The organism is Actinokineospora lacus, assembly GCF_053813445.1.
Genome location: NZ_JBQERA010000009.1, coordinates 137,568 through 162,170, shown reverse-complemented (window position 1 = coordinate 162,170; position 24,603 = coordinate 137,568). Strand labels below are relative to the sequence as shown.

At 72.6% G+C, this 24,603-nt stretch carries 20 protein-coding genes and 1 CRISPR repeat array (1 of these 21 cut by a window edge); of the genes, 8 read left to right on the top strand and 12 right to left on the bottom strand.

The annotated features are described in order from the left end of the window. Positions 1-537: a CRISPR direct-repeat array (repeat unit 28 nt; unit sequence GGACCAGCCCCGCTCGCGCGGGGACGAC) (it extends 160 nt beyond the left edge of the window). A gap of 477 nt (positions 538-1,014) precedes the next feature. Then, a complete protein-coding gene (locus ACTG9Q_RS22825) occupies positions 1,015-2,373 on the top strand; it encodes a S8 family peptidase (protein ID WP_455574894.1) in 1,359 nt (452 codons plus the stop codon). A gap of 270 nt (positions 2,374-2,643) precedes the next feature. On the opposite strand, the gene ACTG9Q_RS22820 is transcribed toward ACTG9Q_RS22825, so the two are convergent. After that, the gene (locus tag ACTG9Q_RS22820) at positions 2,644-5,370 is read right to left on the bottom strand and encodes a beta-L-arabinofuranosidase domain-containing protein (RefSeq protein WP_455574893.1); all 2,727 of its coding nucleotides are present in this window, start codon (positions 5,368-5,370) and stop codon (positions 2,644-2,646) included. Positions 5,371-5,660: 290 nt separating this feature from the next. Next, the gene (locus tag ACTG9Q_RS22815; RefSeq protein WP_455574892.1) at positions 5,661-6,674 is read right to left on the bottom strand and encodes a helix-turn-helix transcriptional regulator; all 1,014 of its coding nucleotides are present in this window, start codon (positions 6,672-6,674) and stop codon (positions 5,661-5,663) included. 205 nt (positions 6,675-6,879) lie between these two features. Here ACTG9Q_RS22815 and ACTG9Q_RS22810 point away from each other — a divergent pair, with 205 nt between their 5' ends. After that, positions 6,880-7,341: a VOC family protein gene (locus ACTG9Q_RS22810; protein ID WP_455574891.1), complete on the top strand. Its 462-nt coding sequence runs from the start codon at positions 6,880-6,882 to the stop codon at positions 7,339-7,341. 78 nt (positions 7,342-7,419) lie between these two features. Here the strand turns inward: ACTG9Q_RS22810 and ACTG9Q_RS22805 are convergent, their stop codons facing one another. The 3 genes from ACTG9Q_RS22805 to ACTG9Q_RS22795 form a co-directional block, all read right to left on the bottom strand. Continuing rightward, positions 7,420-7,776 (bottom strand): hypothetical protein, encoded by a 357-nt coding sequence (locus ACTG9Q_RS22805; protein WP_455574890.1) that lies wholly within the window; start codon positions 7,774-7,776, stop codon positions 7,420-7,422. A gap of 275 nt (positions 7,777-8,051) precedes the next feature. After that, positions 8,052-9,347 (bottom strand): CHAT domain-containing protein, encoded by a 1,296-nt coding sequence (locus ACTG9Q_RS22800; RefSeq protein ID WP_455574889.1) that lies wholly within the window; start codon positions 9,345-9,347, stop codon positions 8,052-8,054. After that, on the bottom strand, positions 9,310-10,173 hold the full coding sequence (locus ACTG9Q_RS22795) for a hypothetical protein (RefSeq protein ID WP_455574888.1): 864 nt from the start codon (positions 10,171-10,173) through the stop codon (positions 9,310-9,312). The genes ACTG9Q_RS22800 and ACTG9Q_RS22795 overlap by 38 nt, the downstream gene beginning before the upstream one ends. 59 nt (positions 10,174-10,232) lie before the next feature. Between ACTG9Q_RS22795 and ACTG9Q_RS22790 the strand changes: the two genes are divergently transcribed. After that, positions 10,233-10,391, top strand: coding sequence for a hypothetical protein (locus ACTG9Q_RS22790; RefSeq protein WP_455574887.1), 159 nt, complete (start codon positions 10,233-10,235; stop codon positions 10,389-10,391). A gap of 33 nt (positions 10,392-10,424) precedes the next feature. On the opposite strand, the gene ACTG9Q_RS22785 is transcribed toward ACTG9Q_RS22790, so the two are convergent. Continuing rightward, positions 10,425-10,886, bottom strand: coding sequence for a hypothetical protein (locus tag ACTG9Q_RS22785; RefSeq protein WP_455574886.1), 462 nt, complete (start codon positions 10,884-10,886; stop codon positions 10,425-10,427). A 367-nt stretch (positions 10,887-11,253) separates the two neighbouring features. On the opposite strand from ACTG9Q_RS22785, the gene ACTG9Q_RS22780 reads away from it, so the two are divergent. Further along, positions 11,254-13,614 carry a glycosyl hydrolase family 8 gene (locus tag ACTG9Q_RS22780; RefSeq protein ID WP_455574885.1) on the top strand — a complete coding sequence of 787 codons (2,361 nt, stop codon included), beginning with the start codon at positions 11,254-11,256 and terminating at the stop codon, positions 13,612-13,614. A gap of 83 nt (positions 13,615-13,697) precedes the next feature. On the opposite strand, the gene ACTG9Q_RS22775 is transcribed toward ACTG9Q_RS22780, so the two are convergent. Both ACTG9Q_RS22775 and ACTG9Q_RS22770 read right to left on the bottom strand, forming a co-directional pair. Beyond that, positions 13,698-14,723, bottom strand: coding sequence for a hypothetical protein (locus ACTG9Q_RS22775; RefSeq protein WP_455574884.1), 1,026 nt, complete (start codon positions 14,721-14,723; stop codon positions 13,698-13,700). 191 nt (positions 14,724-14,914) lie between these two features. Next, positions 14,915-15,499 (bottom strand): TetR/AcrR family transcriptional regulator, encoded by a 585-nt coding sequence (locus ACTG9Q_RS22770; protein WP_455574883.1) that lies wholly within the window; start codon positions 15,497-15,499, stop codon positions 14,915-14,917. A 97-nt stretch (positions 15,500-15,596) separates the two neighbouring features. On the opposite strand from ACTG9Q_RS22770, the gene ACTG9Q_RS22765 reads away from it, so the two are divergent. Then, complete coding sequence (locus tag ACTG9Q_RS22765; RefSeq protein ID WP_455574882.1) at positions 15,597-16,007, top strand: DUF6463 family protein; 411 nt, start codon at positions 15,597-15,599, stop codon at positions 16,005-16,007. Here ACTG9Q_RS22765 and ACTG9Q_RS22760 read toward each other — a convergent pair whose 3' ends face one another. From ACTG9Q_RS22760 to ACTG9Q_RS22750, 3 genes are read right to left on the bottom strand one after another with little or no spacing between them, the layout of a single operon-like run. Beyond that, positions 16,008-17,156: an FAD-dependent monooxygenase gene (locus ACTG9Q_RS22760; protein WP_455574881.1), complete on the bottom strand. Its 1,149-nt coding sequence runs from the start codon at positions 17,154-17,156 to the stop codon at positions 16,008-16,010. It abuts the gene before it with no gap. Continuing rightward, a complete protein-coding gene (locus ACTG9Q_RS22755; protein ID WP_455574880.1) occupies positions 17,153-18,163 on the bottom strand; it encodes a condensation domain-containing protein in 1,011 nt (336 codons plus the stop codon). Before ACTG9Q_RS22755 ends, ACTG9Q_RS22760 begins: the two co-directional genes overlap by 4 nt. A 2-nt stretch (positions 18,164-18,165) precedes the next feature. Beyond that, the gene (locus tag ACTG9Q_RS22750) at positions 18,166-18,483 is read right to left on the bottom strand and encodes a hypothetical protein (protein ID WP_455574879.1); all 318 of its coding nucleotides are present in this window, start codon (positions 18,481-18,483) and stop codon (positions 18,166-18,168) included. A 194-nt stretch (positions 18,484-18,677) separates the two neighbouring features. Between ACTG9Q_RS22750 and ACTG9Q_RS22745 the strand changes: the two genes are divergently transcribed. After that, on the top strand, positions 18,678-21,704 hold the full coding sequence (locus tag ACTG9Q_RS22745) for a BTAD domain-containing putative transcriptional regulator (RefSeq protein WP_455574878.1): 3,027 nt from the start codon (positions 18,678-18,680) through the stop codon (positions 21,702-21,704). 31 nt (positions 21,705-21,735) lie between these two features. On the opposite strand, the gene ACTG9Q_RS22740 is transcribed toward ACTG9Q_RS22745, so the two are convergent. Beyond that, a complete protein-coding gene (locus tag ACTG9Q_RS22740; protein WP_455574877.1) occupies positions 21,736-21,891 on the bottom strand; it encodes a hypothetical protein in 156 nt (51 codons plus the stop codon). A gap of 256 nt (positions 21,892-22,147) precedes the next feature. Here ACTG9Q_RS22740 and ACTG9Q_RS22735 point away from each other — a divergent pair, with 256 nt between their 5' ends. Further along, positions 22,148-23,383, top strand: coding sequence for a helix-turn-helix domain-containing protein (locus tag ACTG9Q_RS22735; protein WP_455574876.1), 1,236 nt, complete (start codon positions 22,148-22,150; stop codon positions 23,381-23,383). A gap of 93 nt (positions 23,384-23,476) precedes the next feature. Beyond that, positions 23,477-24,490, top strand: a complete 1,014-nt coding sequence (locus ACTG9Q_RS22730) for a 3-oxoacyl-ACP synthase III family protein (protein ID WP_455574875.1) — start codon at positions 23,477-23,479, stop codon at positions 24,488-24,490. The last annotated feature ends 113 nt before the right edge of the window (positions 24,491-24,603 follow it).

Below are 24,603 nucleotides of genomic sequence, written 5' to 3'. Positions count from 1 at the left end.
GCTACACCGCCACGGTCGGCTACGGACCAGCCCCGCTCGAGCGGGGACGACCCGGTGGTGTCGCCAACGACGGCGCCGGTCTTGGGACCAGCCCCGCTCGCGCGGGGACGACGTCGACGCCCTCAACGACGCGTGGCGGCAGCTGGGACCAGCCCCGCTCGCGCGGGGACGACATCTGCTCGCATGTCCTGGCCTACGTCGAGGGCGGACCAGCCCCGCTCGCGCGGGGACGACATTCAGTGGCCGGATGGCGAGTTCCGGGACGGGGGACCAGCCCCGCTCGCGCGGGGACGACAGACCACTGGCGCCCGTAACGGACCACATGAGGACCAGCCCCGCTCGCGCGGGGACGACCCCACCACCGACACCGTCGAGGCCCCGCGGGCGGGACCAGCCCCGCTCGCGCGGGGACGACGCGCGGGGAACAGGGAGCGGCCGTCGGTGCCGGGGACCAGCCCCGCTCGCGCGGGGACGACCTCACCTTCGACTCCGACGTGTGGCAACGCTGGGGACCAGCCCCGCTCGCGCGGGGACGACACTTCTTGACCTGGGAGTTTACCTGGCTTGAACTGGTTTTGGATTCACTTTGTCGTCCGGCTGCGTCGTGAGTCTTGCGTGCAGGGCTCACCGGTGCGGCTGCCGCCCATTCTTGGGCGGGACTACTTGCCTCAATGCTGCGTGGCGGCTGACAAACCCCTCGGGCAAGCCCGCGCCTCCTTGCCGACGAGCCCTGAGCGAGGGCTCTCGTGCGCTCAGGCTCTCACGTAGGGGCACTATGCCGGTCGTCATCACCCTCGTGGGTGAACGCCTGGGGCTGCATCCGACGGGGGTACGGGCGGGAAAGGCGGGATCGCGGGTGGCGGCTGGCCTGCGTCGTGCGTGGTTAACCCTCAGTTCTGGTAAATGGTAAGACACCGTGCGTGACTCCTCTGTTCTTACGTTCACTCGGTAATGCGGCATCGCGCCACTCGTTCGTGGTGCGGGGTGCCGTCGCTACCGAAAGGACCTCCCTGCATGAGGAAGCGCACGACGGCGGCCATTGCCGCGCTGGGTGTGGGTATCGCCTGTCTGACGGTTCCGGGCACCGCCAGCGCCGGTCAGGCCGGTCCCCTGGGTGAGTACGACCAGTTCATCGTCAGCTTCGCCGACACGGCCAAGCGGGAGGTGCGTGCGCCTGGCCTGACGCGCCTTCGCGAGCTGTCCACGGGAGGTGTTGTGCTCCGGGCGGAGCGCGGGCTCGACCGGGCGGGTGCGGCGCGGCTGATGGCCGAGCTGCGCAAGCAGGACGGGGTCGTGGCCGTGGAGCCCGACCTGCTGATGACGGCCCAGTCCGTGCCGGGCGACCCGAGCTACGGCCAGCAGTGGCACCTGTTCGAGCCCCAGGCGGGCATGAACCTCCCGACCGCGTGGGACACCGCCGACGGCGCGGGTGTCGTCGTGGCCGTGCTCGACACCGGCATCACCGCGCACTCCGACCTCGCGGCGAACGTCCTGCCGGGCTACGACTTCATCAGCGACGCCACCTCCGCCCGTGACGGCAACGGCCGCGACGCCAACGCCGCCGACGAGGGCGACTGGTACCTGGCGGGCGAGTGCGGCGGCGCGCCGAGCCCGAGCAACTCCAGCTGGCACGGCACCCACGTCGCGGGCACCGTCGCCGCTGTCACGGACAACGGCACCGGCGGCGCGGGTGTCGCCCCGGCGGCCAAGGTGCAGCCCGTCCGCGTGCTCGGCAAGTGCGGCGGCCGCACCTCCGACATCGCCGACGCGATCACCTGGGCCTCCGGCGGCCGCGTGTCCAAGGTCGCGGCCAACCCGACCCCGGCCGACGTGATCAACATGAGCCTGGGCGGCTCGGGCGCGTGCAGCCGCACGTACCAGCGCGCCATCGACGACGCGGTCTCCCGGGGCACCACGGTGGTCGTCGCGGCGGGCAACTCCAACAGCGACGTCGCGGGCTTCACCCCGGCCAACTGCGCCAACGTCGTCTCGGTCGCCTCCAGCGACCGCGAGGGCAACCGGTCGTTCTACTCCAACTTCGGCGCGGGCATCGACGTCACCGCCCCCGGCGGCGAGGTGCGCAACGAGACCGACGCGCCCGGCACCCGCACCAAGCCGCAGGACGGCGTCCTGTCCACCCACAACAGCGGCACCACCGTCCCCGCCACCGAGTCCTACCACTTCTCCATGGGAACCAGCATGGCCGCCCCGCACGTCGCGGGACTCGCCGCGCTCGTCCTCGGTGAAGGCCCCCGGACCCCGTCCCAGGTCGAGGCGCTGCTCAAGGCCAACACCCGCCCCCTGCCCGGCACCTGCGCGGGAGGCTGCGGAACGGGCCTGGTCGACGCGGCCGCCACCATCGCCGCGCTCTAAGCTGAAGTGCGACCCGCGCCCCTCCCGCCAGCCGGTGGGAGGGGCGCGGTCATCAGAAACTCGCTCCGCTGGCACCACCACATGCCAACGCGACGGTGGCGCGTGCCCGCGCGAGCATGTCGGGGAGCCCTCGACGCCGATGATCCGATGGTCGCTGACGTCCTGAGAGGACTGTCCTTTCTCGACCGGTTCCGCCTTGATCGAGGTGCCCGTGCTGGTCGGCCTGGTGTGCGTGAGCCTGTGGCTGCGGCGGAGGGTGGGCAGCGGCGGTCAGACGAACCGCCAGAGGTGGTCGTTGGCGCCGTTGTCGTCCCAGATGATGACCTGCTCGCCCCGCGCCGAGGAGGCGTTGGTGACGCCGAGGACGCGCCCGCCGTTGGCGCACTGGATTCGGAAGTAGCCGTTCCCGCCGTGGCGCAGGCGCCAGCGGTGGTCCTCGGTGCCGTTGTCCGCCCACTGCACCACCCTCGCGCCGTTGGTGGTCGCCGCGTTCTCCACGCCGAGGACCTTGCCGCTGTGGGAGTTGCGCAGCCGGAAGTACCCGCCGCTGTCCGGGACCGCGGTCCACAGGTGGTCGGCGGTGCCGCTGTCGTCCCACTGGACGGCCAGCCCACCGTCTGCTGTGGACATGTCGCGCACGCCCAGGACCAGCCCGCTGGCCAGGTTCTGGACGCGGCGCGCGCCGGTGGGGACGAACCGCCAGCGGTTGTCGGCGCTGCCGTTGTCCGGGTCCTGCACGGCCTGGGCGCCCGCGGCGGTGGAGCCGTTCAGGATGCCCAGCAGCTTGCCGCTGTGGGTGTTGCGGATCTTGTGGGTGCCGTCGCCGACGTCGATGACTGTCCACTTGTGATCGGCGGTGCCGGTGTCGGACCACTGCAGGACGCGCGCGTTGTCGGCGGTCGACATGTCCTGGACGCCGAGGACCTTGCCGCTGTTGCCGTTGCGCAGCCGCACGGCCGCGCCGTCGGCGACCAGCGACCAGGTGTGGTCCGGGGTGCCGGTGTCGTTCCACTGTAGAGCGAACGCGCCGTCCGCTGTGGACATGTCCTGGATGCCGAGGACGAGGCCGCTGGCGGCGTTGACCAGCCGGTAGCCCGCGTCGCCGGAGGTCCGCCAGTACACGGTGTAGTTGTGGCCTTGGGCGTCGTAGAACGGCAGCAGCGGGACGTTCGAGCCGTTGGCGGTCGCCGTGAAGGCCAGCGCGGTCGAGCTGGTACGCGCGATCGAGGCGACGTCCAAGGCGGGCAGGGTGCTGAAGGAGGTGTTGCCGTAGTTGCCCGACAGGACCACCGGGCCGTAGGTGATCGCGGCGACGCCCGGGTTGTCGTTGGCCGCGCGCATGACGACCCGCATGGGCAGGCGGACGCTCACCCGGTCGCCGGAGGTCCAGGATCGGGTGAGGCCTGCGTAGCTGCCCGGTGTGGTGGCGATGTCCTGGGCGACCCCGTTGACGCTGACCGTCGCGCCGCTGGTCCAGGCCGGGATACGCAGCCGCATCGTCCACGTGCCGCCGCCGGTGACGGCCAGGGTGGTGGTGTCGCTCGCGGGGTAGGTGGTGGTCTGGGTGACCGTGACGCCCCGCTCCGCCCACGTCAGCACCGACGGCATGAACAGGTTCACCGTGAGCGTGGCGCCGTTGTGGAAGTAGATGGAGTCCATCAGCTTGGTGTTGGTCTCCAGTGCCGTGCCCTGGCAGCACCAGAACGTGCCGTAGTCGGTGCTGTGGCTGCCCCCGCCGACCGCGGGCCCGACCTGGCCCCGGCGACCGCCCGGGTTGAGGGCGGTGAAGTAGCAGACGTGGCCGTGGCCGCTGGCCGGGTTCTGCTGGCCGATGAGGTGGTTGAGCAGCGCCCGCTCGTAGTAGTCGAAGTAGGCGGCGTTGTCCGGGTCGAGCAGCCACAGCTCCCGGGTCAGCTTGAGCATGTTGTAGGTGTTGCACGCCTCGGCGGCGTCGGCGTTCAGGTGCGCGGCGATCGCGTTCGGCGCGCGGAAGTGCTCGGCCTGGCTGTTGCCGCCGATGACGTAGGTGTGGGCCCCGACGGTGATGTGCCAGGCGTTGGTGGCGATGTCGCGGTAGCGGGTGGTGCCGGTGGCCTTGTACTCGCGGGCCGCGCCCACCCACTTGGGCACCTGGGTGTTGGCGTGCAGGCCGTTGAGCCGGTCCTGGTTGGCCGCCAGGGGGTCGAAGACGGCGGCGTGGTCGAACCTGCGCGCGGCGGTGAGCCACCGGGTGTCGCCGGTCTGCTGGTACAGGTCGGCCAGCACGGCGTTCATCCCGCCGAACTCGGTGCGCATCGTGGTCTGCATCTGGGCCTGGGTCAGCCTGCCGGTGCGCCAGTCGACCCACCCGGCGAAGCGCAGCAGCACGTCGCGTGCCTGCGTGTTGCCGATGTGGCGCCACACGTCCAGCAGGCCCGCGAGGGTCTTGTGGAGGCAGTAGTAGGGGACGCCCCTGCGGGTGCCCGACTCCACGACGGTCAGGTCGGACTCGGGGAAGCCGGAGAGGTAGCCCGCGCTGAAGCCCGCCGCCGCGTTGTTCGCCTGGCACTTGGCCAGCTCGGCGACCATGTGGTTCGCCTTGTCCCGGCAGACCGTGTCGCCGAGCACCGCCCACGCGTGCGCCCACGCGGTGAGGAAGTGCCCCTGGCTGTGCGTGCGGAACTCGAAGTTCGGCGCCTCCCAGCCCCCGAGCGCCGCCGCCCCCTGCGTGGACAGGCGGTGGTTGGCGCGGAAGTTGTAGAGCAGCCGGTCGACGTCGATGAACCGCAGGTAGGCCATGGTGCGGTTCTGGTTGTCCAGCCACCGGCTCGACGTCAGCCGGACCTGGCCGAGCTCGAACGGGTGGGCGGAGACGCCGATGTCGCCCCGCACGGGCGGAATCGCCGCGAGGGCGCTCGGCGCGCCGATGGTGGGGACGGTGGACGCCACGGCGGCCACCCCCGCCGCCTGCAGCAGCCTGCGTCGGCTCAGACCTGATGACGACCCTGATGACGACATGGAGGCCTCCTGGAGTGCGGACAGGCTCCGCCGGGGCGGGATGGGCAGGGTTCGGCCCGTGGAGCGGTCAGATCGCGGCGAGACCGCTTGGTCGAATGTGACCGGCGCCACTCGCTGCATGTGAACGCTAACACTAGATCGTTGCCCTGTTCAAGGGCGAAGTCTCGGGCAGATAAACGTCACCAGAGGGCTGGGCGGTAGGCGAGGAGGGTGGATCTGTTATCGCTAACAGGAGTGGGGCGGCTTTACGCGCGTGGTTCGGCGCGACTGGGCCTGCCATCCCGTCTGGCTCAGCCAGTGTCGCGGCTCATTCCGGCTGGGCCGTGGTGGCGGCTGCCCTCCGTGTCCGGTGCCGGTGGGATCGCCGACAGGAGTCTTTCCGCGAGCACGCGGCAGCGGCTGCCGAGTTCCGGTGGGTCGAGGACCTCGAAGTCGTGCCCCAGCAGGACCACGTGCATGAGCACGAAGTCGAGGCTGGCGGCGCCGCTGAGCACCTCACAGCGCTCGTTGCCCCTGCCTTGGACCAGGGCGGCCGACGCCGGGATCTGCGCGCGCACGGTGTCGGCCGGCGCGTGCACGAGGAAGCGCGCCTGGTGGGGGTAGGCGCGGCTCGCCACGCTCTCCTGCACGTACGTCGCGGCGTCGGGGGCCGGGCGCGGGCGGAAGCGCCAGGTGCGGGCGGACACGCCGGTCATCCGGTCGACGCGGAAGTTGCGCCAGTCGTCGCGGTCGAGGTCGTAGGCGAGGAGGTACCAGCGCCGGTCGGAGGCGACCAGGCGGTAGGGCTCGACCCGCCGGGGCCGCACCCCGTCCCCGGACGGGTAGTCGAAGCTGGCCTCGACCTCGTCGCGACAGGCCCTGGCCAGGGTCATGAGCGCCTCGGGGTCGACCGGCGCGCGGCCTCCGCCGAAGGACTCCACCGAGGACGCCAGCGCCCGCACCTCGTGCCGCAAACGGGTGGGCAGCACCCGGTCGAGCTTGGTCAGCGCCCGGAGCGCGGCGTCGGCCGCCCCCGCGACCGCGCCGCCCGCCCCCGCGAGCAGCGAGACCGCCGTGGCGATCGCCTCCTCGTCGTCGAGGAGCAGCGGCGGCAGGTCCTGCCCAGGGCCGAGCTGGTAGCCGCCGCCGACACCCTGGCCGGCGTGCACCAGGTAGCCGAGCGCGCGCAGCCGCTCCACGTCACGCCGCACCGTGCGCGGGGTGACGCCGAGCCGGTCGGCCAGCTCGGGGCCGGTCCAGACCTGGCGTTGCTGCAGCAGCCCGAGCAGGGTGAGCACCCGCTCCGTCGTGCCCCGGTCGTTCATGTCACCCACCATGGCAGAAATAGCGGACCAACCCTGTCCGCTTTGGATGTCAGGGTGGCGGCATGGACGACGACCTCGACTGGAACCGGCGCGAAGGAGCCCTACCCCGACGCCCCCATGGCCGACCTCGTCCTCCACATCCACCGCGAACTGATCCACCACGCCTGCTGCGCGACCTCTACCTGCACACGAACGGAGCCACCCGATGAGCCGCCACATCCAGGTCACCTTCGACGCCCACGACCCCCGAGCCCTCTCCACCTTCTGGCGCGACGCCCTGGGCTACGTCCACCCCGGCCCGCCCGGCATGGAACTGCCCGAGAACGCCGACCCGCTGGCCGCATGGGACGACTTCCTCGCGCGGGTTGGCGTGCCTCGGGACCAGTGGAACACCAGGTCGGCCATTGAGGACCCGGACGGACACGGCCCCCGGCTGTTCTTCCAGCAGGTCCCGGAAAACAAGGCCGTCAAGAACCGCGTCCACCTCGACGTCCGCGCCGCTCCCGGACTGCAAGGGGAACAGCGGATGGCCGCCTTGGAAGCCGAGTGCGACCGGCTCGTCGCACTCGGTGCGACACGGGTGAGCCGCCGTGAGCCCGAACCCCCGATGAGCGCGGGCTTCATCGTGATGACCGACCCCGAGGGCAACGAGTTCTGCCTCGACTGACTCAGTGTCCAAAAGGGTGCGGCCGTGGCCGGGTGGCGGTCGCGTTGCCGTCACCCGGCCACTGGGCGGTGGTGTCGGTCAGGCGGCCCACTGACCGCCTGCCGCGGCTGCGGAGGCAAAGAGGAAGTAGAACCTGGTGTTGTCGGCGACGTTGGTGGCGATGACGGTCCACTGGTTGGCGTTGGCGGTCTTGTAGCCGGACTGGCAGTACAAGGGTGCGGAGTACGGCAAGAAGCACACCTTGACGCTGCGGGTGGTGGTCGGCTTGAGGTTGATGTCGGCGCAGTTGGCGGTCGTGGCGAGGAAGCCCGAGCCCGGCGGGTAGTCGTGGTAATCCGCGGGCTTGCTGAACGACTTCGCGCTGCCGTAGCAGCTCAAGGCTGACGAGTCCCCCGCGGTCTCGGCCGTCGCGGGCGTCGTGGCCGTGGCACCCACCAGAGCGGCCAAACCGACAGCGGCCGCCACTCTCCTTGCGGTTGCAGGCATAGTTGATCCCCCAGTGTCCTTTTTGGTGTTCCGTTCGGAAATTCCCCGTGAAAGGACTATGGCAGTGGGCAGATCCCGGCGAGGCGGAACCGACAAGCATCACTCGTACGGGTGATGCGGCCACCGTCGCCGTCGCATTGCTGAGGAGCGCTCGGAAACGCTGGAGCAGGCCACCCGGTGTCGGCGAGTGCGACCGACGCGGAATCCGAGACTTCAGGCGTTCGCTATGGTCCGAAGTGGACGTATGGCGCCCAGGCGGAGGGCTCGTCGGGGCGGGCGGTTCTGGCCGCCTTGGCCGCCTCGTGCAGGGCGGCGGCGGGGGGTAGGTGGTCCAGGAGCCGGTAGACGGCGGCGGCGAGGTCGGCGCGGTCGGGGATTGACCACAGGGTGGCGATCACGTGCCGGTAGCCGGCGAGGTGCAGGGCGCCTGCTGGGCTCAGGGCCTCGTCGGGCATTCCGGTTGACGCCGAGGTCTCGCACGCGGACAGGAACGCCAGTTCGGCTTCCCGCAGGTCCAGGGTGGCAATCTCGGCCACGGTCAGTGGGCGGTCGTGCAGGGCGAGGGCGCTGCGGGCCGGGTCGAGCACGTCCTGACCGCCGTGGCAGGCGACGTGCACCCAGGCGTGCCGGGGCAGTTCGGCCATGACCCGGTCGGCGGTGGCCTCGGCGTCGATGAGCCGGGTGCAGTCGCCGGTCCCGGCCACGATGGCGACCTCGGTCTCCACCGCGGGCAGGCGGGGCGCGCCGGGTGCGTCGGTGACACCGACGACCAGCCTGCGGGTCGACTCGGCCCGACCGCGGCGGCGGGCGCGCAACAACGACGTCAATGTCGTGGTGTACGACGACACGACGTCGTCCGCGGCGCCGTCCCTGGGTGCGGCCATGTGCAGCGGCAGCGCCGTGAACGGCCCGGTCGGGCACCACCAGACGCGGCGGCTGTCGGGGATCTCCCGCAGCACCGGCCCCACGACAGCCGACCACAGCCACGCCATGCCCTCGGCCAGGGTGTCCTGGGCGTCGAGGTAGGCGCCGAGGCCGCCGCCGAAGTCCAGCGCGGCCAACTTTCGCGCCCAACCCGCCACTTCCGACGAGGTCACCGCCAATGGCACGACCCGGACCCCGGCCGAGGTGACGATCAGCGCGTCGCAGCGCGTCGGCGCGGCGTTGACCAGCACCACCGGACCGTCGTCCGCAGCGCCGCGCAGCTCGGCGAACGTGCCGCGGCGCAGGAACCCCTCGAAACCCGGCACCGCGCGGATCTGCTCCACCAGCTCGGCGTGCCGGTGTGCCAACCGCATCCGCTCGTGCGCCACGGCGGACGCGTCGGACCACCCCGCCACGGCGGGCGCGCGCAGGTCGGCGTGGACGTGGCGCAGATCCTCCTCGGCAAGGCCGGTGTGGACGTGGCGCTGATCCTGAACAGGGCTGGTGTGGGCTTGGTGTAGATCTTCGGTGAGGCCGGTGTGGGCTTGGGGCAGGTCTTCAGTGAGGCTTGCGCGGACGTGGCAGATCCTGGGCAAGGCCGGTTCGGGCTTGGTGCAGGTCCTCGGGGCCGGTGCGGACGTGGCGTAGGTCCTCCGTGAGGTCTGTTCGGACGTGGCGTAGGTCTTCGGTGAGGTCTGGGCGGCCGTGGCGCTGATCCTGGGCAAGGGCTGCGCGGACGTGGCGCAGGTCCTCGGCCAGGTCGGGGCGTACCGCGGCCAGGCCGTCCACCGAGCCGTACGCGGTTTCGCCCCTGGTGCGCAGGACCTGCGCCCACAGGATCGACCGGCCGTGGTCGAGCAGCTCGACGGCCGTTTCCGGGCGACCCGCCGTCAGGGCGGCGGCTGCGGCCGCGGCGGCCAGGCCGCCGTAGTCGGCCAGGTAGCGGCGCTGGTCGTCCTGGTCGAGGCCGATGTCCGCGATCAGCGGGAGCAGGTCGACCGCCAGGGCGTACGCCTCGCACGCGCCCACGTCGTCGCCGCCGCGGCGGGCGACCTCGGCTGCCCAGCGCGCGGCGTGCACGCGGTACCAGCTCGGGGTGACGGGGTCTCGGGCGGCGTCGAGGAAGTGCGCGCGGGCGGGGCCGTCGTCACCGCGCATCCCCGAGAGCTCGCCCAGCTGGACGGTGACCATCCAGCGGTTGCCGGGCGCGGGCCGGGTGCCGCGCAGCGCGGCGATCGCCTCGTCGAGGTCGCGGGGGTCCCCGGTGGCCGTGTGGCGCAGCTTGAGCGTGTTGGCGAGGTTGATGCGGACACCGGCCGCGGTCTCGTCGTCCAGGGTGAGGTCCACCGCGGCGCGCAGCACCGTGATCGCCTCGCCGAGGTCCTCGACGCGGTGGGTGAGGCCCGCCTGCTGGGCACCCACGTCGACTCCGTGGCGAAGTCCTGGGCTTGATGGAGTTCGCGTGCCGTGCGGGGATCGCGGTGAGCAGTCCGGTGGTGGGCCTTGTGCTCGACCACTTCGGACCGGTGGCGGGGTTCGCCGTGACCGGGGTGTGCGGGCTGGGGGTCGCGGCCGCCGCCGTGCTGCTGCGGCGGACCGCGGCGCCGTCGCCCGCCGAGCGCGATACCGCGGCGGCGTGAACGCCCGGGGTGGTTGTGTGTCTACTTTGGAGTTCAGGCCGCCGCGTGGTCGGTGTGGCGCTCCGGTGTGGACACGGCCCGCGCCAGCATCACCAGCTGCACGAGCAGCGTGATCGCCACGATCACGATGGCGACGGTCAGCGCCGTCTTGGCGACGCCCGACCAGTCGGCCGCGCCGTCGCCGAAGGAGAACGGGAACGCCATGCGCAGGTGCGCCAACGCCACCAGCCCGCCCGCGGTCGTCACGACATCACTGAGCCGGGCCAGTGCGCGGCGCGGGCGCAGCAGGCACATCACGTTGAAGGCCAAGGCGATCACGAGCACGATGTTGGCCGTCACCACCACGGCGCCCGCGTCCTCGGTCAGGACGGGGACCGCGCGCCAGCCCGGAGCTATGTTGATCAGGAAGAGCGCGACGACGTCGACCAGCGCGGCGATCAGGTAGCCGACTCGGCGCGGCGCCGTGCGGGTGGTCCGATGGGCTAAAGCGGTCATGACATCCTCCGGCCGTTTCCATCAGCGTGATCGCCGCCCAATCCTTCCGCGCGTCACCACGGCCGGTCACGGTCGCGGCCCACCGGCGGGGCGGCCCACCGGCGGCTACTCGGCATCATCATCAACATCGTTCCCGAAACCGCGCCAACCCGCAGCGCGACACCGCGCGGGCGCATCGTGAACGTCCGCTCCGCTTTACTCTCGTAACTTCTCGAAATGTTTGACCACAACCAATGGCGTCTCAACACTGTTGATTGTCAACCGTGTCTCAACAGGTGGCTCGTCCGCGTGGCAGGGCACGACCTGCGCACCACCGTCGGTCCTCCAGGGAGATCCCATGACTCAGAGGTCGAGTCGAGGTTCACGCTTGTCGCCGCTCCGGTTCACCCTTGCCGCGGTGCTCGTGGCCACCGTGGCCATGCCGTTGACCGCGCGGCCTTCCCCGGCGACCGCGCTGCTGACCACCGTGCAGGCGGAGGCGATGACGAACGGCGGTGGCTGCACCGCCGTCCAGCAGGACCGGGCGGTGTACTACTGCAACAACGACAGCACCCACACCTCGTACGCGTTCGGCCAGGCCGGGCGCTACAGCGTCAAGGTCAGGGGCGCGTCCAGCGCGGCCAACACGGCGGGTATCAGCGTGTACGTCGGCGGCGCCAAGGTCGCCGGGCTCACGTTCACCGGGACCGCGTACACCACGCAGTCGGCGGTGTTCGACCTGACTTCCGCGGGCACCAAGGAGATCCGCCTCCGGCTGGAGAGCGACAACGGTCAGAACGACACCTACGTCGACTACATCGAGCTGCACCACGACGGCGCGATCCCGCCACCGCCGCCCGCGCCGAACCCGCCGTCCACCGGCGCCTACGCCAGCGGGGTGTACCGCAACCTGTTCCGGGAGTGGGACCCCTCGCTCACCGACGCGGCCATCACCGCCAAGCTCAACGCCTACTGGAACCACTTCTTCACCGGCACCGACGACACCAAGCGCCTGTACTACACCGCGGGGTCCAACGGTAACGGCGCGCTGGCCTACGTCAAGGACACCGGCAACAACGACGTGCGCTCCGAGGGCATGAGCTACGGCATGATGATCGCCGTCCAGATGAACAGGAAGGCGGAGTTCGACGCGCTGTGGAACTGGGCGAAAACCCATATGCAGCACAAGACCGGGCCGCGCGCGGGCTACTTCTGCTGGCAGGCCGACTTCAGCGGGTCGTGCCGGGACAACAACCCCGCCTCCGACGGCGAGGAGTACTTCGCCACCGCGCTGTTCTTCGCGGGGCACCGGTGGGGCAACGGATCGGGCATCTACAACTACACCGGCGAGGCCAACACCGTCCTCAACGACATGCTGCACAAGGAGGACATCAACGGCGGTGTGGTGGACAGCGTCACGAACATGTTCAACCGCACCGAGAAGATGATCGTCTTCGTGCCGTACGCCAGCGCGGCGACCTTCTCCGACCCGTCGTACCACCTGCCCGCGTTCTACGAGCTGTGGGCCAGGTGGGCGACCGGCTGGAACGGCAACCAGGCCGCCGACCGGCAGTTCTGGAAGGACGCCGCCGCGCGCAGCAGGCGGTTCTTCGCCCAGGCGACCCATCCCACGACCGGTCTGAACCCGGACTACGCCGAGTTCACCGGCGCGCCGAACAACACCGGCAACCACGGCGACTTCCGCTTCGACGCCTGGCGCACCTCGGTCAACTGGGCGGTGGACCACGCCTGGTGGGCGGCCGACGCCAACGCCAAGACCCTCACCGACCGGATGCAGACCTTCTTCGAGTCCCAGGGCGTCAACGCCTACGCCAACCAGTACTCCCTCGCGGGCAGCCCCCTGTCCTCCGACCGCTCACCCGGCCTGATCGCCTCCAACGGCGCCGCGTCGCTGTCAGCCACCAACAGCCGCGCGTGGAAGTTCGTGGAGGCCATGTGGAACCTGCAGCCACCCACGGGCCAGTACCGCTACTACGACGGCCTGCTGACCTTCATGGCGATGCTGCACGCGAGCGGCAACTTCCGCATCCACCAGCCGGGCGGGGGCGTGGTCGACACCCAGGCCCCGACCGCGCCGGGCAGCCCGACCGCGCCGTCGAGGTCGTCCACCAGCGTGACGCTGTCCTGGTCGCCCTCCTCCGACAACGTCGGCGTCACCGGGTACACCGCCTACGCGGGCACCGCCACGACCGGCGCGGCGGGCTGCGCCGACGTCGCCGCGACCACCTGCACCGTCACCGGCCTGTCCCCGAACACCGCGTACCGCTTCACGGTCAAGGCCCGCGACGCCGCCGGGAACACCAGCGCCGCCTCCGCGGGCGTCTCGGTGACGACCACCTCGTCGCCGACCACCCCGCCGAGCGCTTTCCAGCAGATCGAGGCCGAGTCCCACGACAGCGGCTCCGGCGTGTCCACGGCGTCGTCCGACGGCGGGGTCGTCGTCGCCTTCGCCGGTGCGGGCAGCCACATCGCCTTCGACAACGTCGATTTCGGCTCCGGTGGCGCGGGCCGCGTGCAGTTCCGCGCGGCGAGCACCGCGCCCGGGGTGAACGTCCACGTGCGCATCGGCGGCACGTCGGCCTCCCCTGCCTGCACCGTGTACCCGGACGGCAACGGCAGTTGGCACCTCAAGTCCAACACCTGCTACCCGAAGGTGACCGGGCTGCGGACCGTGTACCTCACCGTCACCGCGCCGGTCAGGATCAACCACCTGGTGTTTGCTCCCTGAGCCGAACTCGACGGGCGGCTCGTCCTTTCCCAAATGTTGTTGCGGATAAGGACAAGCCGCCCGTCCGAGTTCAGAGGTGTGCGCTACGGCGCCAGGAACCAGGGCTTGGTGGTGGTGTCGCCGCGGAAGAACCTCTCCAACAGGGTGGCCACCTTCTGCCGGGCGCTGGTGGCGGGGTGGATGCCGTCCTGGTTGAAGTCCGAGCAGCGCCACTCCAGCCCGTCGGACCGGCCGGGGACACCACCGGGGGCGTCGTCCGGTCCCACCCCGTCAGCCCACAGGTACGGGCCCCACGACAGCCACGGTGCCACCGCGCTCGAACCGCTGAAGGCGAGCCGAGGGTCACCGGCGACCTGGTCCTCGACGAGCCACCTGACGGCGAACGCCTGCTCGTAGGCGCCGAGACCGCGCGTCGGCGAGCCGTAGTCGCCGTAGACGCGGCTGGACAGGTAGGCCAGCCGCAGGTTGGGGTACTTCTGCTTGGCGATCTGGACGATCGTGCGCAGGTGGTCCCGCAGCCCCTGCGCGCCTGCCGGGAACGGGCCGAACTGGCCGAGGTTGTCGCCGTTCATCTGCTGCTTGAGCCACAGCACCTGCACCTGCGCGGGCGCCACGCCCGCCGCCTGCAGCCGCGAGGCCAGCCCCCGCCAGGTGTCGGCCGCCGGATCGATCCACAGCGCCGCGCCCTGGCCGCCCTGGGCCCCGTCGACCAGCCGCAGCCGGGGGTGCAGCGTGGCGTCGCCCGCGACGTTGCCCATGAAGTGGCTGAACTCCTGGGTGGTGTTGGACATCCCGATCGAGATCATGCCCACCAACCCCCCTGCGGGGTCCACCGCGCCCGACGCCGTCCTGGGCCGCACGTGGTTGACGGCGATCCCCCGCCCCGCCTGCTCGTGCGCGCTGGGCCGCTGGTTGGCGCCACCGGGGTAGAGGCCGCCCTGCTCGCCCAGGTACCTCTCGCCGGGCGCCATGTCGGACAGCGGGGTCCTGCCGGTCGAGGTCTGGGCGCAGTCGGCGGCCACCACCGCCTGCCCCGTCACCGGCACGAGCAATGCCGCCGCCGTCACCAGCGCGAGCAGCCCGACCTGTTGTCCACGCAGCATTCTCATACCACCACCCTGACCGACTGACCCGACCCGTCAAGCACCCGAGTGGCGGAGCCCGGCCGTCACATCGCGCTGATCCCTCTGCCGGTCGCGGTGTGGCGTGACTCGAACTCGTCGGCCCGCAGAATGATCACCACGGTCGACCTGGCCTTCCACCAAGACATCTGGCGCGCAAGCCTTGGCACGTGGCGGTTTCAGTGCGGGCTGCCTGCCGGAGGGGTGTCGGGCGGGCGGCTGAGGAGGAGGTCGGCGGCGCGGGCCATGACCTGGTCGCGGGTGCGGCCGGGGTGGTCCGCGGCGAGGAAGTTCTTGCCGATGGCCGCGCAGAAGGCGAGCAGGCTGCGGGCCTCGACCTCGTCGGGGTCGGGGCAGATGGTGCCGATGGCGTCGCGCAGCAGTTGCATGCGCCGGTTGTCCACGCGGCGCAGGCGTTCGGCGACGGCGCTGTCGCGGCGGGCCCAGTCGCGGACGGCGAGGTCGATGGGCAGCAGCCGGTCGCCGGAGAAGGTGAGCTGCCCGGCGAGGCGGGCCTTGTCCAGCGCGTCCCCACCGACCTGCTCGATCCGGTCGAGGACGTCGTCGACGCTCTCGCGCTCCCACGTGTCCAGCATTTCCCCCAGCAGCGCTCCGCGGTCGGCGAAGTACCCGTAGAACCCGCCCTTGGTCACGCCGAGCGCCTTGGCCAGGGCCTCGACCCGCACGGCGTCCACGCCGCCCGCGGCCAGCGCCCGCAGCCCCTCCTCGATCCACTTCCCACGCGGTGTGCGCAACGGGCCCATGGTGTTGCCGATCCCACTTCCCCGCCGGTTGTACGACGCTGTATGACGAGCCTAGCCTCACGTTGTACGCCATCGTATATCCTGAGGGGGAAATCGCATGATCAAGTGGGCTGGTTGGCTCATCGCGCTCTACGGGGCCGCGCACACACTGGGCTCCCTGACGGTGGAGGGCGCCGCGCGCCACGCCGGGGCGTGGTTCAGCGGGGAGCTGTGGGCGGACGATTTCGCCGACATGAGCGCGGCCAACAGCGCGTACTGGCTGAGCCTGGGGAGCTTCGGCGTGCCGCTGATCCTGATTGGCGCGATCGTGCTGTGGCTGGACCGCCGCGGCATCACCCCTCCGCCGTTCATCGCGTGGACGCTGGGGATCGCGACCATCGTCGACGCCGTGATCCTCCTGCCGACGCCCTGGCCGATCCTGCTGCTCGCCAACGTCCTGTTGCTGGCCGGAGCCCGGCGCGCCGCCCGCCGACCAGCAGGCGCGGCGCCTGCCGCACCAGGAGCCTGATCAGCCCGCCCAGCGTTCGCGGTGTTCGGTGAGCCAGGCGAAGTGGTCGGCGGCCATGGCGCGGAAGACCGTCGGCGCGGCGAGCCTGCCGACGCGGCCCAGGTCGCCGTTGACCTTGCCCTGGGCGACGACCCGCTCGACGCGCGGCTTGCGGGTGGCGGTGTACGCGGCCAGGGCGGCGGCGATGTCCGTCGCGCCGCGCAGGTGGCGGGCGAGGACGATCGCGTCCTCCAGGGCCATCGCCGCGCCCTGGCCGGACGCGGGTGAGGCGGCGTGGGCGGCGTCGCCGATGAGGACCACGCGGTCGCGGTGCCAGGTGGGCAGCGACGGGAGGTCGTGGGCGAACCACGGGGCGAGGAGGGCCGGGGTCGCCTCGATGAGCCGGGCCGCCTGCCGGACGTCGGCGTAGCGGGCGATCAGCTCGGCCCGCCACCGCTCGCCGGAGAGGGCGGCCAGCGCGGCGCGGTCGGGCTCGCGCATCGGCGGCTGGGCGAACCACCAGACCTCGCCGCCGGGGTGCGGGGTGTGGCAGAACAGGCCGTGGCGCCCGTACGTCAGCCGCAGCACCCCCGGCTCGCCGTCGACAGCGACGCCCCGGGCGTAGCCGCCGGTCTCGACCAGGCCGGTGTAGCGGACCGCGGGCGCGCCCGGGTCGAGCAGCGCGCGGGCCGCCGAGCGCAGGCCGTCGGCTCCGATGAGGACGTCGGCGGTGGCCGAGGTGCCGTCGGCGAACCCGACCCGCACGCCGTCGGGCCCGGATTCGGCTGACGTCAAGCGTTTGCCGTAGACCACCCGGGCGCCCGCGGCCTCGCAGGCGTCGCGCAGCACGCGGTAGAGGCCGGCGCGCTTGATGGTGTGCGCGACCGTCCCGCAGGGCAGCGGGGCGCCGTAGCTGATCCGGCCGATGCGCGCGCCGTCGCTGCCGGAGACCACCACGCCCGGCGTGGCGAAGCCCTCGGCGGCCACCGCGTCGAGCAGTCCCAGCTCGGCGAGCACGGCCAACCCGTTGGTGGGCAGGGTGAGGAAGGCCCCGACGCCGTCGGCCGCGCGGTCGTACGCCTCGGCGACGACGACGTCGATCCCCGCGCGGCGCAGCGCGACCGCCGCGACCGAGCCCGCGATGCCACAGCCCGCGATGAGCGCCTTCATCCGTTCTCCTCCACGTCAATGGTGATCCCGTCGTCGTGCCGGACGGCGGTGACGCGGGGCTCGTCGCAGACCAGGCCGGGGGACAGCAGGACGCTGGTGACCCTGGTCGCGCCGAAGCGCGGGCCGCGGGCGTCGAGCAGCGTCACGTACGGGCCGAACCAGCGCGTCGGCCAGCCGAGGTCGCGGCGCAGGTCCGCGGTCGGGTAGCGCTGGTGCCACGCCATCGCGCGCAGCGCGCCCGCCACGTCGCCCCCGACGCGCAGCGGCAGCACCGAGGTGAGCATGGCCGGGGTGCCGCGCGCCAGGCCGCCGGGCATCGGCACGCTCAGCACCGCGTCCGGCGCGTCGGTGACCGACGCCAGCACGACCGCGCGCCAGTCCTCGCCCGGCGGGGTCGCCGCGATGGCGGCCACCGGGGGCCGGGTGCGGGTCGCGCCCGCCATGACCCGGGCCCAGTGCTCGCGGTCACGGCGGTGGGCCCGCGATCCCGGGTACCGCGCGACGTCGTCCAGCAGCGCCGAGTAAGAGCCGAACGGCCGCCCGGCGCGCCGCTCGCCGACCGCCTCGGCGTAGTGCCGGGCGGCGCGGGCCCAGGTCAGCAACACCGACTCGCCGTCGTGCACCAAGTGGTGCACGCGGGTGAACCACAGGTGGCGGTCCTCGGCCACCCGGTAGACCGCGTGCCGCGACAGCGGGCCGCGGGCCAGGTCGACATCGGCGGCGAGGTCGGCGCGCATGGCCGCGACCGCCGCCGCGGGGGACAGGCCGGTGACCAGCTCGGCGCTGGTGTCCAAGGTCGGGTCGAGCCACTGCCTCGGCCCGTCCGGGGTCGCGGTGAACCGCAGCCGCGACGTCTCGTCCTCGCGGGCGGTCGCCTCGATCGCGCGGCACAGCGCGCCCGCGTCGAGCGGGCCCGTGATGTCGAGGTAGGCGCCCGTCCACAGGGCGGGGTCGGCCGGGTCGCCCGCCGTCCACAGCTCGTGCTGCGCCGGGGTGAGCGCGCGCACGCTCAGACCGCGTGGAAGCGGCGGACGGCGAGCAGCAGGCCCTCGGGCGACAGCGTGAACACGTCGACGAACGACTGGCAGCGGCCCGTGCGGCCGGTGAAGCTGCCGACGACGGCGACGCCGTCCCCGTCGGCGATCAGCCGGTGCAGGTCGTGGCGCCCGCCCCGGCAGTCCGGTCTGTCGCCCAGCATGTCGGCGTGCACCAGCGAGGCGTACGCGTCGGAGTCGTCGTCGTCGAGGTAGAGGTAGGACAGCCGCACGTGGTCGACGCCCGCTGCGGTGGCTGCCATGCTCCCCGGGACCGGTCTGGCGTCGTGCATCGTGGCTCCCCTTCGGTGGTCAACTGTTCACCCACGGTCCCGTTGGCCGCCAACACGTCGCTATCTCGCCGCTATCCGCGGTGGAAGTGCCGCCAAAGTGCCTTGCGCGTGGCGGTGTATCCGCTGGTCACAGGGGTTTATCTGCGGTGAACTGAGCATCGCTCGGGTGTCCGTTTCGCAGGGCGGCCGAAGTGGTGGCCGACGCTCGCGCGGGCGGGCTAGATTCCCCCCAACCTGGTCCCGGTGCGCGGAGGTGCGAGATCGAGTCGACGACATCGACGGGCGCGGCGTCGTTCCGCATCCTGGGCCCGGTCGAGGTCGTGGGGGCCGCAGGCCGCGTCCCGATCCCGCCGGGGCGGCAGCAGGTCGTGCTGGCCTGCCTGCTGCTGGACGCCAACCAGGTGGTGAGCACCGAGTACCTGGTGGACACCCTGTGGGACGACCGGCCGCCGGACACCGCCCGCACCCAGGTCCAGATCTGCGTGTCCCGCCTGCGCAAGAGCCTCGGCGACGCCGGGGTGGACGCGCCGATCACCACCCGCCCGCCCGGCTACCTGATGCGCGTCGACCCCGACCTGGTCGACGTGCACCTGTTCACCCGCAGGGTGTCCCGCGCCCGGGAGCTGGTCAGGGCCGATCAGCCCGCCGACGCCACCGCGCTGCTGCGCTCGGCGGTGGAGCTGTGGCGCGGGCCGTGCCTGAGCGGACTGGGCAACCGCGGCCTGCGCACCCGGGCGCTGCGCCTGGACGAGGAGCACCTCTCGGCCATCGAGGCGTGCCTGGAGCTGGAACTGGGCCTCGGCAGGCACCGGCAGCTCGTCGGCGAGATCAGCACCCTGGTGCGGGTACACCCTTTGCGCGAGCGGCTGCGCGCGCAGCTGATGCTCGCGCTCTACCGCTCGGGCAGGCAGGCCGAAGCGCTCGACTCCTACCGCGAAGGCCGCGACCTGCTCATCGACGAGCTGGGCCTGGAGCCGGGGGAGGACCTGCGCGCCCTGGAGGCGGCGATCCTCGCCGGGGAGCCGACGCAGGCGTCCGGGCGCCCGCCCGCGCCCGCCCCACCGCCCCCGCCGCCGCCGCCGCGCGCGCAGGTCCCCCGCCAGCTCCCCGCGGACACCGCCGACTTCATCGCCGACGAGGACCTGCTGCGCGAGGCCGAGTCCGTGCTCGTGGGCGGCGGTCGCGCGGTCGGCGTCGTGGTGATCGTCGGCAGGCCGGGGGTCGGCAAGAGCACGCTGGCCGCCCACATCGGACACCGGCTGGCCGAGGAGCACTTCCCCGACGGGCAGCTCTACTGCGACCTGCGCGGCACCCGCGCCGAGCCGAGCGCCGCGCTGGAGGTGCTCGGCCGGTTCCTCACCGCGCTGGGCATCCCCGGGTCGGTGATCCCGGCGACGCTGGACGGGCGCATCGACATGTACCGCACGCTGCTGGCCACCAAGCGGGTGCTGGTGGTGCTGGACGACGCGGTCACCGAGTCCCAGGTCGTGCCGCTGCTGCCGGGCAGCAGCACGTGCGCCGTGCTGGTGACGACCCGCAGCAGGCTGACCGGGGTGCCGGGGGCGCGCCAGATCGAGCTGGACGTGCTCGACCAGGACCGCTCGCTCGACCTGCTGGGCCGGGTGATCGGCGGGCCGAGGGTGGCCGCCGAGCCGGAGGCCGCCGCGGCCCTCGTGCGCACCGTCGGCGGGCTGCCGCTGGCCCTGCGCATCATCGCGGCGCGCCTGGCCGCCCGTCCCCATTGGACACTCGCGTCGATGGTGCACCGCCTCGCCAGCGAGCGGCACCGGCTCGATGAGCTGGCGCACGGGGAGATGACGATTCGCGCGAGCCTGTCGCTGACCCACGACGGGCTGGACGCGCGGACCCGGCGGCTGTTCGCGCTGCTGAGCCTGGCCGAGGGGCCGACGCTGCCCGGCTGGCTGGCGGGCGCGGCCGTCGACGACGACCGGCCGTTCCCGTCGGACCTGCTCGAACCGCTGGTCGACGTGCAGATGCTGGACGTGGCTGCGGTGGAGCCCACGGGCGAGTTCCGCTACCGCTACCAGGACATCATCCGGCTCTTCGCGCGGGAGCAGGTCACCGCCGAGCACGGCTCCGACGGCGCGGTCCGCCGCATGCTCGGCGGCTGGCTGTCGCTGGCGGGCCAGGCGCACCAGCGGATCTACGGCGGCGACTACACCCGGCTCATCGGGACCGCCGAGCGCTGGAACCCGCCCGCCGCCTACGCCGAGCAGGTGCTGGGCGAGCCGATGGACTGGCTGGACGGCGAGCAGGCCAACCTGTGCGCCGCCGTCGCCCACGCGGCGCGGGCCGGGCTGGACGAGCAGGCGTGGGAGCTGGCGGTCACGCTGGCGACGCTGTTCGAGTCGCGCGGCTACCTCGACGACTGGAAGACCACCCACGACGTCGCGCTGGCCGCGACCCGCGCGGCGGGCAACACCCGGGGGACGGCCGCGCTGCTCGGCTCGCTCGGCACGCTGCACATCAACCGGGGCCGCCCGGTGGAGTCGAGGAGGGCGCTGGAGGCCGCGCTCGCCCTGTTCGGCGAGCTGGACGACCCGCTCGGGCTGGCGCTGTGCCGCCGCGACCTCGGCCTGCTGACCCGGCAGGGCGGTGACGACGACGGCGCGATGGCGCTCTACGCGCTGTCCATCGCCGACTTCGACCGCGCGGGCGACGTCGTGGGAAGGGCCATCGTGCTGACGCAGAGCGCGCACATACTGATGCGCCGCGATCGGACCGAGGCCGCCCACGCCCAGCTGGAAGAGGCGATCGAGATCTACCGGGCCGTCGGCTACTCCGGCGGCATCGCCCACTCCCTGCGCCGCGTCGGGCAGGTGCAGTCGCTGTGGGGAGACCACGAGCAGGCGCTGGGCACCATGTTGGAGGTGCTGGACATGGTCCGCCGCTCGCGCGACGTGATCGGGGAGGGCTACCTGCTGCGCAACCTCGGCGAGGTCAGCGCCGCCGCGGGCCGCGACGAGCAGGCCCGGCGCCACTTCGTCGACGCGATCGAGGTGCGGGAGCGGATCATGGACCTGGCGGGCGCCGCCGAGATCCGCCTCGACCTGGCCTCGGTGCTGATCCGCCTCGGTGAGGCCGGGTCGGCCAGGGCGATGGTGGAGCGGGCCGCCGCGGTGTTCCGCGAGCGGGGGATGGAGCGCGAGCTGGTCGAGGCCGCACGGCGGCTGGCGACCCTCTCGATGGTGTCGGTCTAGCGGGGTCCTCGGCCCGGCAGGGCCGGTCGCCCTACTCCCAGGGGTTGGTCGCGGAGGTGACCTGCGCGTCGCCGGTGGTCGGGGCGGGAGCCTGCGTCGCGGCGGTGGCGGCACCGGAGCCGAGGGCCAGCGCGATGGCGGCGAACGTGGTGACGACGGCGGCCTTGGCGATGTCGGTGACGGTCATTTCTGACTCCTTCTTCGGTGTTCCCGGAGCGGGTATGAACCAAAGTTAGGAGCCCGCGAAATCCCCGGGCTATCCCGCTTCTTATCACCGCGCTATCTCCGTCGTTTTTTCCGCCATCTCGGGATAGCTCTGCCGGTTGAGCTGGGCAAACTGCCCTATCCGCTGCCGGTTGGGGTGGAGATGGCGACGCGATAGCGGCATCCACGCGAATGGCGTCTATACGCAAGTGGCCCACGTGTGGAAGAGGGAATTGCAGATGGCGATCCAGACCGGCGTCGAGGTGTCCGAATCGGAGTTCGGCAGGCTGCTGCGCAGGCACCGCGAGCGGGTCGGGCTGACCCAGCGGGAGCTGGCCGACCTCTCGACGATCAGCGTGCGCGCCATCCGCGACCTCGAGCAGGGACGGGCCCGCAAGCCCCGGCCCGACACCGTCCGGCTCATCGCCGACGGGCTGCGGCTGGGCGGGCAGGCGCGCGCCGACCTGGCCGCGGCCGTCGACCACGGCAGGCTCCCGGGCGGCGACTACGACGCCGCGCTCGCCCCGCCGCCCGCGCCCGCCGAGGCGATCGTCGGCCGCGACGCCGAGGTGGCCGCCCTCGTCAGCGAACTGCTGGAGCGCCCGCGGCCGGTGCGCGTGCTCGGGCTCGCGGGCGTCGGCAAGACCCGCTTCGCCCTCGCCGTGGCCGCGGGCCTGCACGAACACCGGATGCCGGTGCTCTGGGCCACCGCCCCCGGGAGCGTCGCGGCCCACGACGGCGCGCTGCGCGATGAGCGGCTGGGCGCCCTGCTCGCCTCGGCCGCCGCCGAGCTGTGCGCCGACTCCGGTCCCGCGCCGGCCACCGCCGACCTCGCCGACGTCATCGGCGAGCGCCCGACGGTGCTGGTGCTCGACGGCGGCGGCCGGGCCGACCGGGTGCGCGCGTTGTCGCGGCACTGCCCCGGCTTGCGGGTCATCGTGACCGGGACCGAGCCCGGCGACGACGCCGAGCGCGCGTTCCTGCTCGCCCCCCTGGAGCCCGACGCCGCCGCCGAGCTGTTCGCCGACTGCGCCGCCGCGGTCCGCCCCGGCGCCCGCCCGCGGCCCGCGCTCGCCGCCGAGGTGTGCGCGCTGCTCGACGGGCTGCCCAGGGCGATCGCCGCCGCGGCGTCCTGGCTGGCCGTCTTCGACCAGGACATGCTCGTGGCCTCGCTGCGCTCGGACCCGGCGGGGCTGCTCGACCACCTCGCGGGCGCGGGGCCCGGCCGCGACCACCTGGCCGCCGCCGTCGCCGCGCTGCCCGCCGACACCCGCGCCCTGCTGCGCCACCTCACCGACCCGTTCACCCTCGCCGACCTCGCCGCCGCCACCGGGGCCCCGCTGCCTGATGCCGGTCGGACGTTGCGCGCGCTGCTGGTCCGCGGTGTCGTCGGCCAACCGGAGCCCGGCCGCTTCCGCGTCCTGACCCTCGTCTCGGCCCTGTTGGCGGCCGTCCCCGCCGAAGGCACCTCCTAGGTGCCCCTGCAACTGCCGCTCCCGCGCCCCGGCGTGCGGTTGACTCGGCGCATCGAGGAGCAACCGTCTACTCAGGACCACAAGGAGACCGTCATGGTGAAGCCGACGACCGCGGTCATCACCGGGCTCGGCGGGTGCGTTCCCGACACCCTCGTCAAGAACGAGGCGGTGGCCGCGCGGCTCGGGGTCGACGCCGACTGGATTCGCGAGCGCACCGGCATCGAGCAGCGGTTCGTGACCGGCGCCGACGAGGCCACCTCCGACCTGGCCGTGCGGGCCGGGAAGGCCGCGCTGGACTCCTGCGGCGCGACCGGCGCCGACTTCCTCATCCTCGCCACCACCACGCCCGACCACCAGGTCCCCGGCACCGCGCCCGCCGTCGCCAGCCGCCTCGGCATGGCCGGGGCGCCCGCCTTCGACCTCAACGCGGCCTGCTCCGGGTTCCTCTACGCGCTGGCCGTCGGGGCCGGGATGCTGGCCACCGGGCAGTACCGCACCGGGCTGGTCATCGGCGCGGACACCTTCACCACCTTCGTCGACGACGACGACCAGATCACCGCGCCGATCTTCGGCGACGGCGCGGGCGCCGCGGTGATCAGGGCGGGCGGGGTGGACGAGCCGGGCGCGATCACCGCGAGCACCCTCGGCAGCGACGGCGACCTGACCCCGCTCATGATCGTCACCGCGGGCGGCTCCCGGCAGCGGGTGGCCGAAGCCCCGGGGGACAACCACTTCACGATGCGCGGCAAGATCGTGTTCAAGAACGCGGTGCGCCGCATGTCCGAGGCGTCGGCCAGGGTGATGGCCGACATGGGCTGGTCGGTCGACGACGTGGACTGGCTGGTCGGCCACCAGGCCAACCGCCGCATCCTCGACGCCACCGCCGACGCGCTCGGCATCCCCGGTGACAAGGCCGTGGTCAACATCGAGCGGGTCGCCAACACCTCCGCCGCCTCCATCCCGCTGGCACTGTGCGACGCCGCGTCCGAAGGCGCGTTCACCCCCGGCGACCGCGTCGTGCTGACCGCGTTCGGCGGCGGCGCCACCTGGGCCGCCCTCGCCCTCACCTGGCCCGACCTCCCCCCGATCGCGGCGGCCAGCCGCTAGGCCGTGTTTCAGATGTGGAGCACGGCATAGCCGCGCCAGTCCACACGCTGACGGCACGGCCGGATACGCCCGAATACAACACCGGTATGAGGACGATCCGTCCGCACCATCAG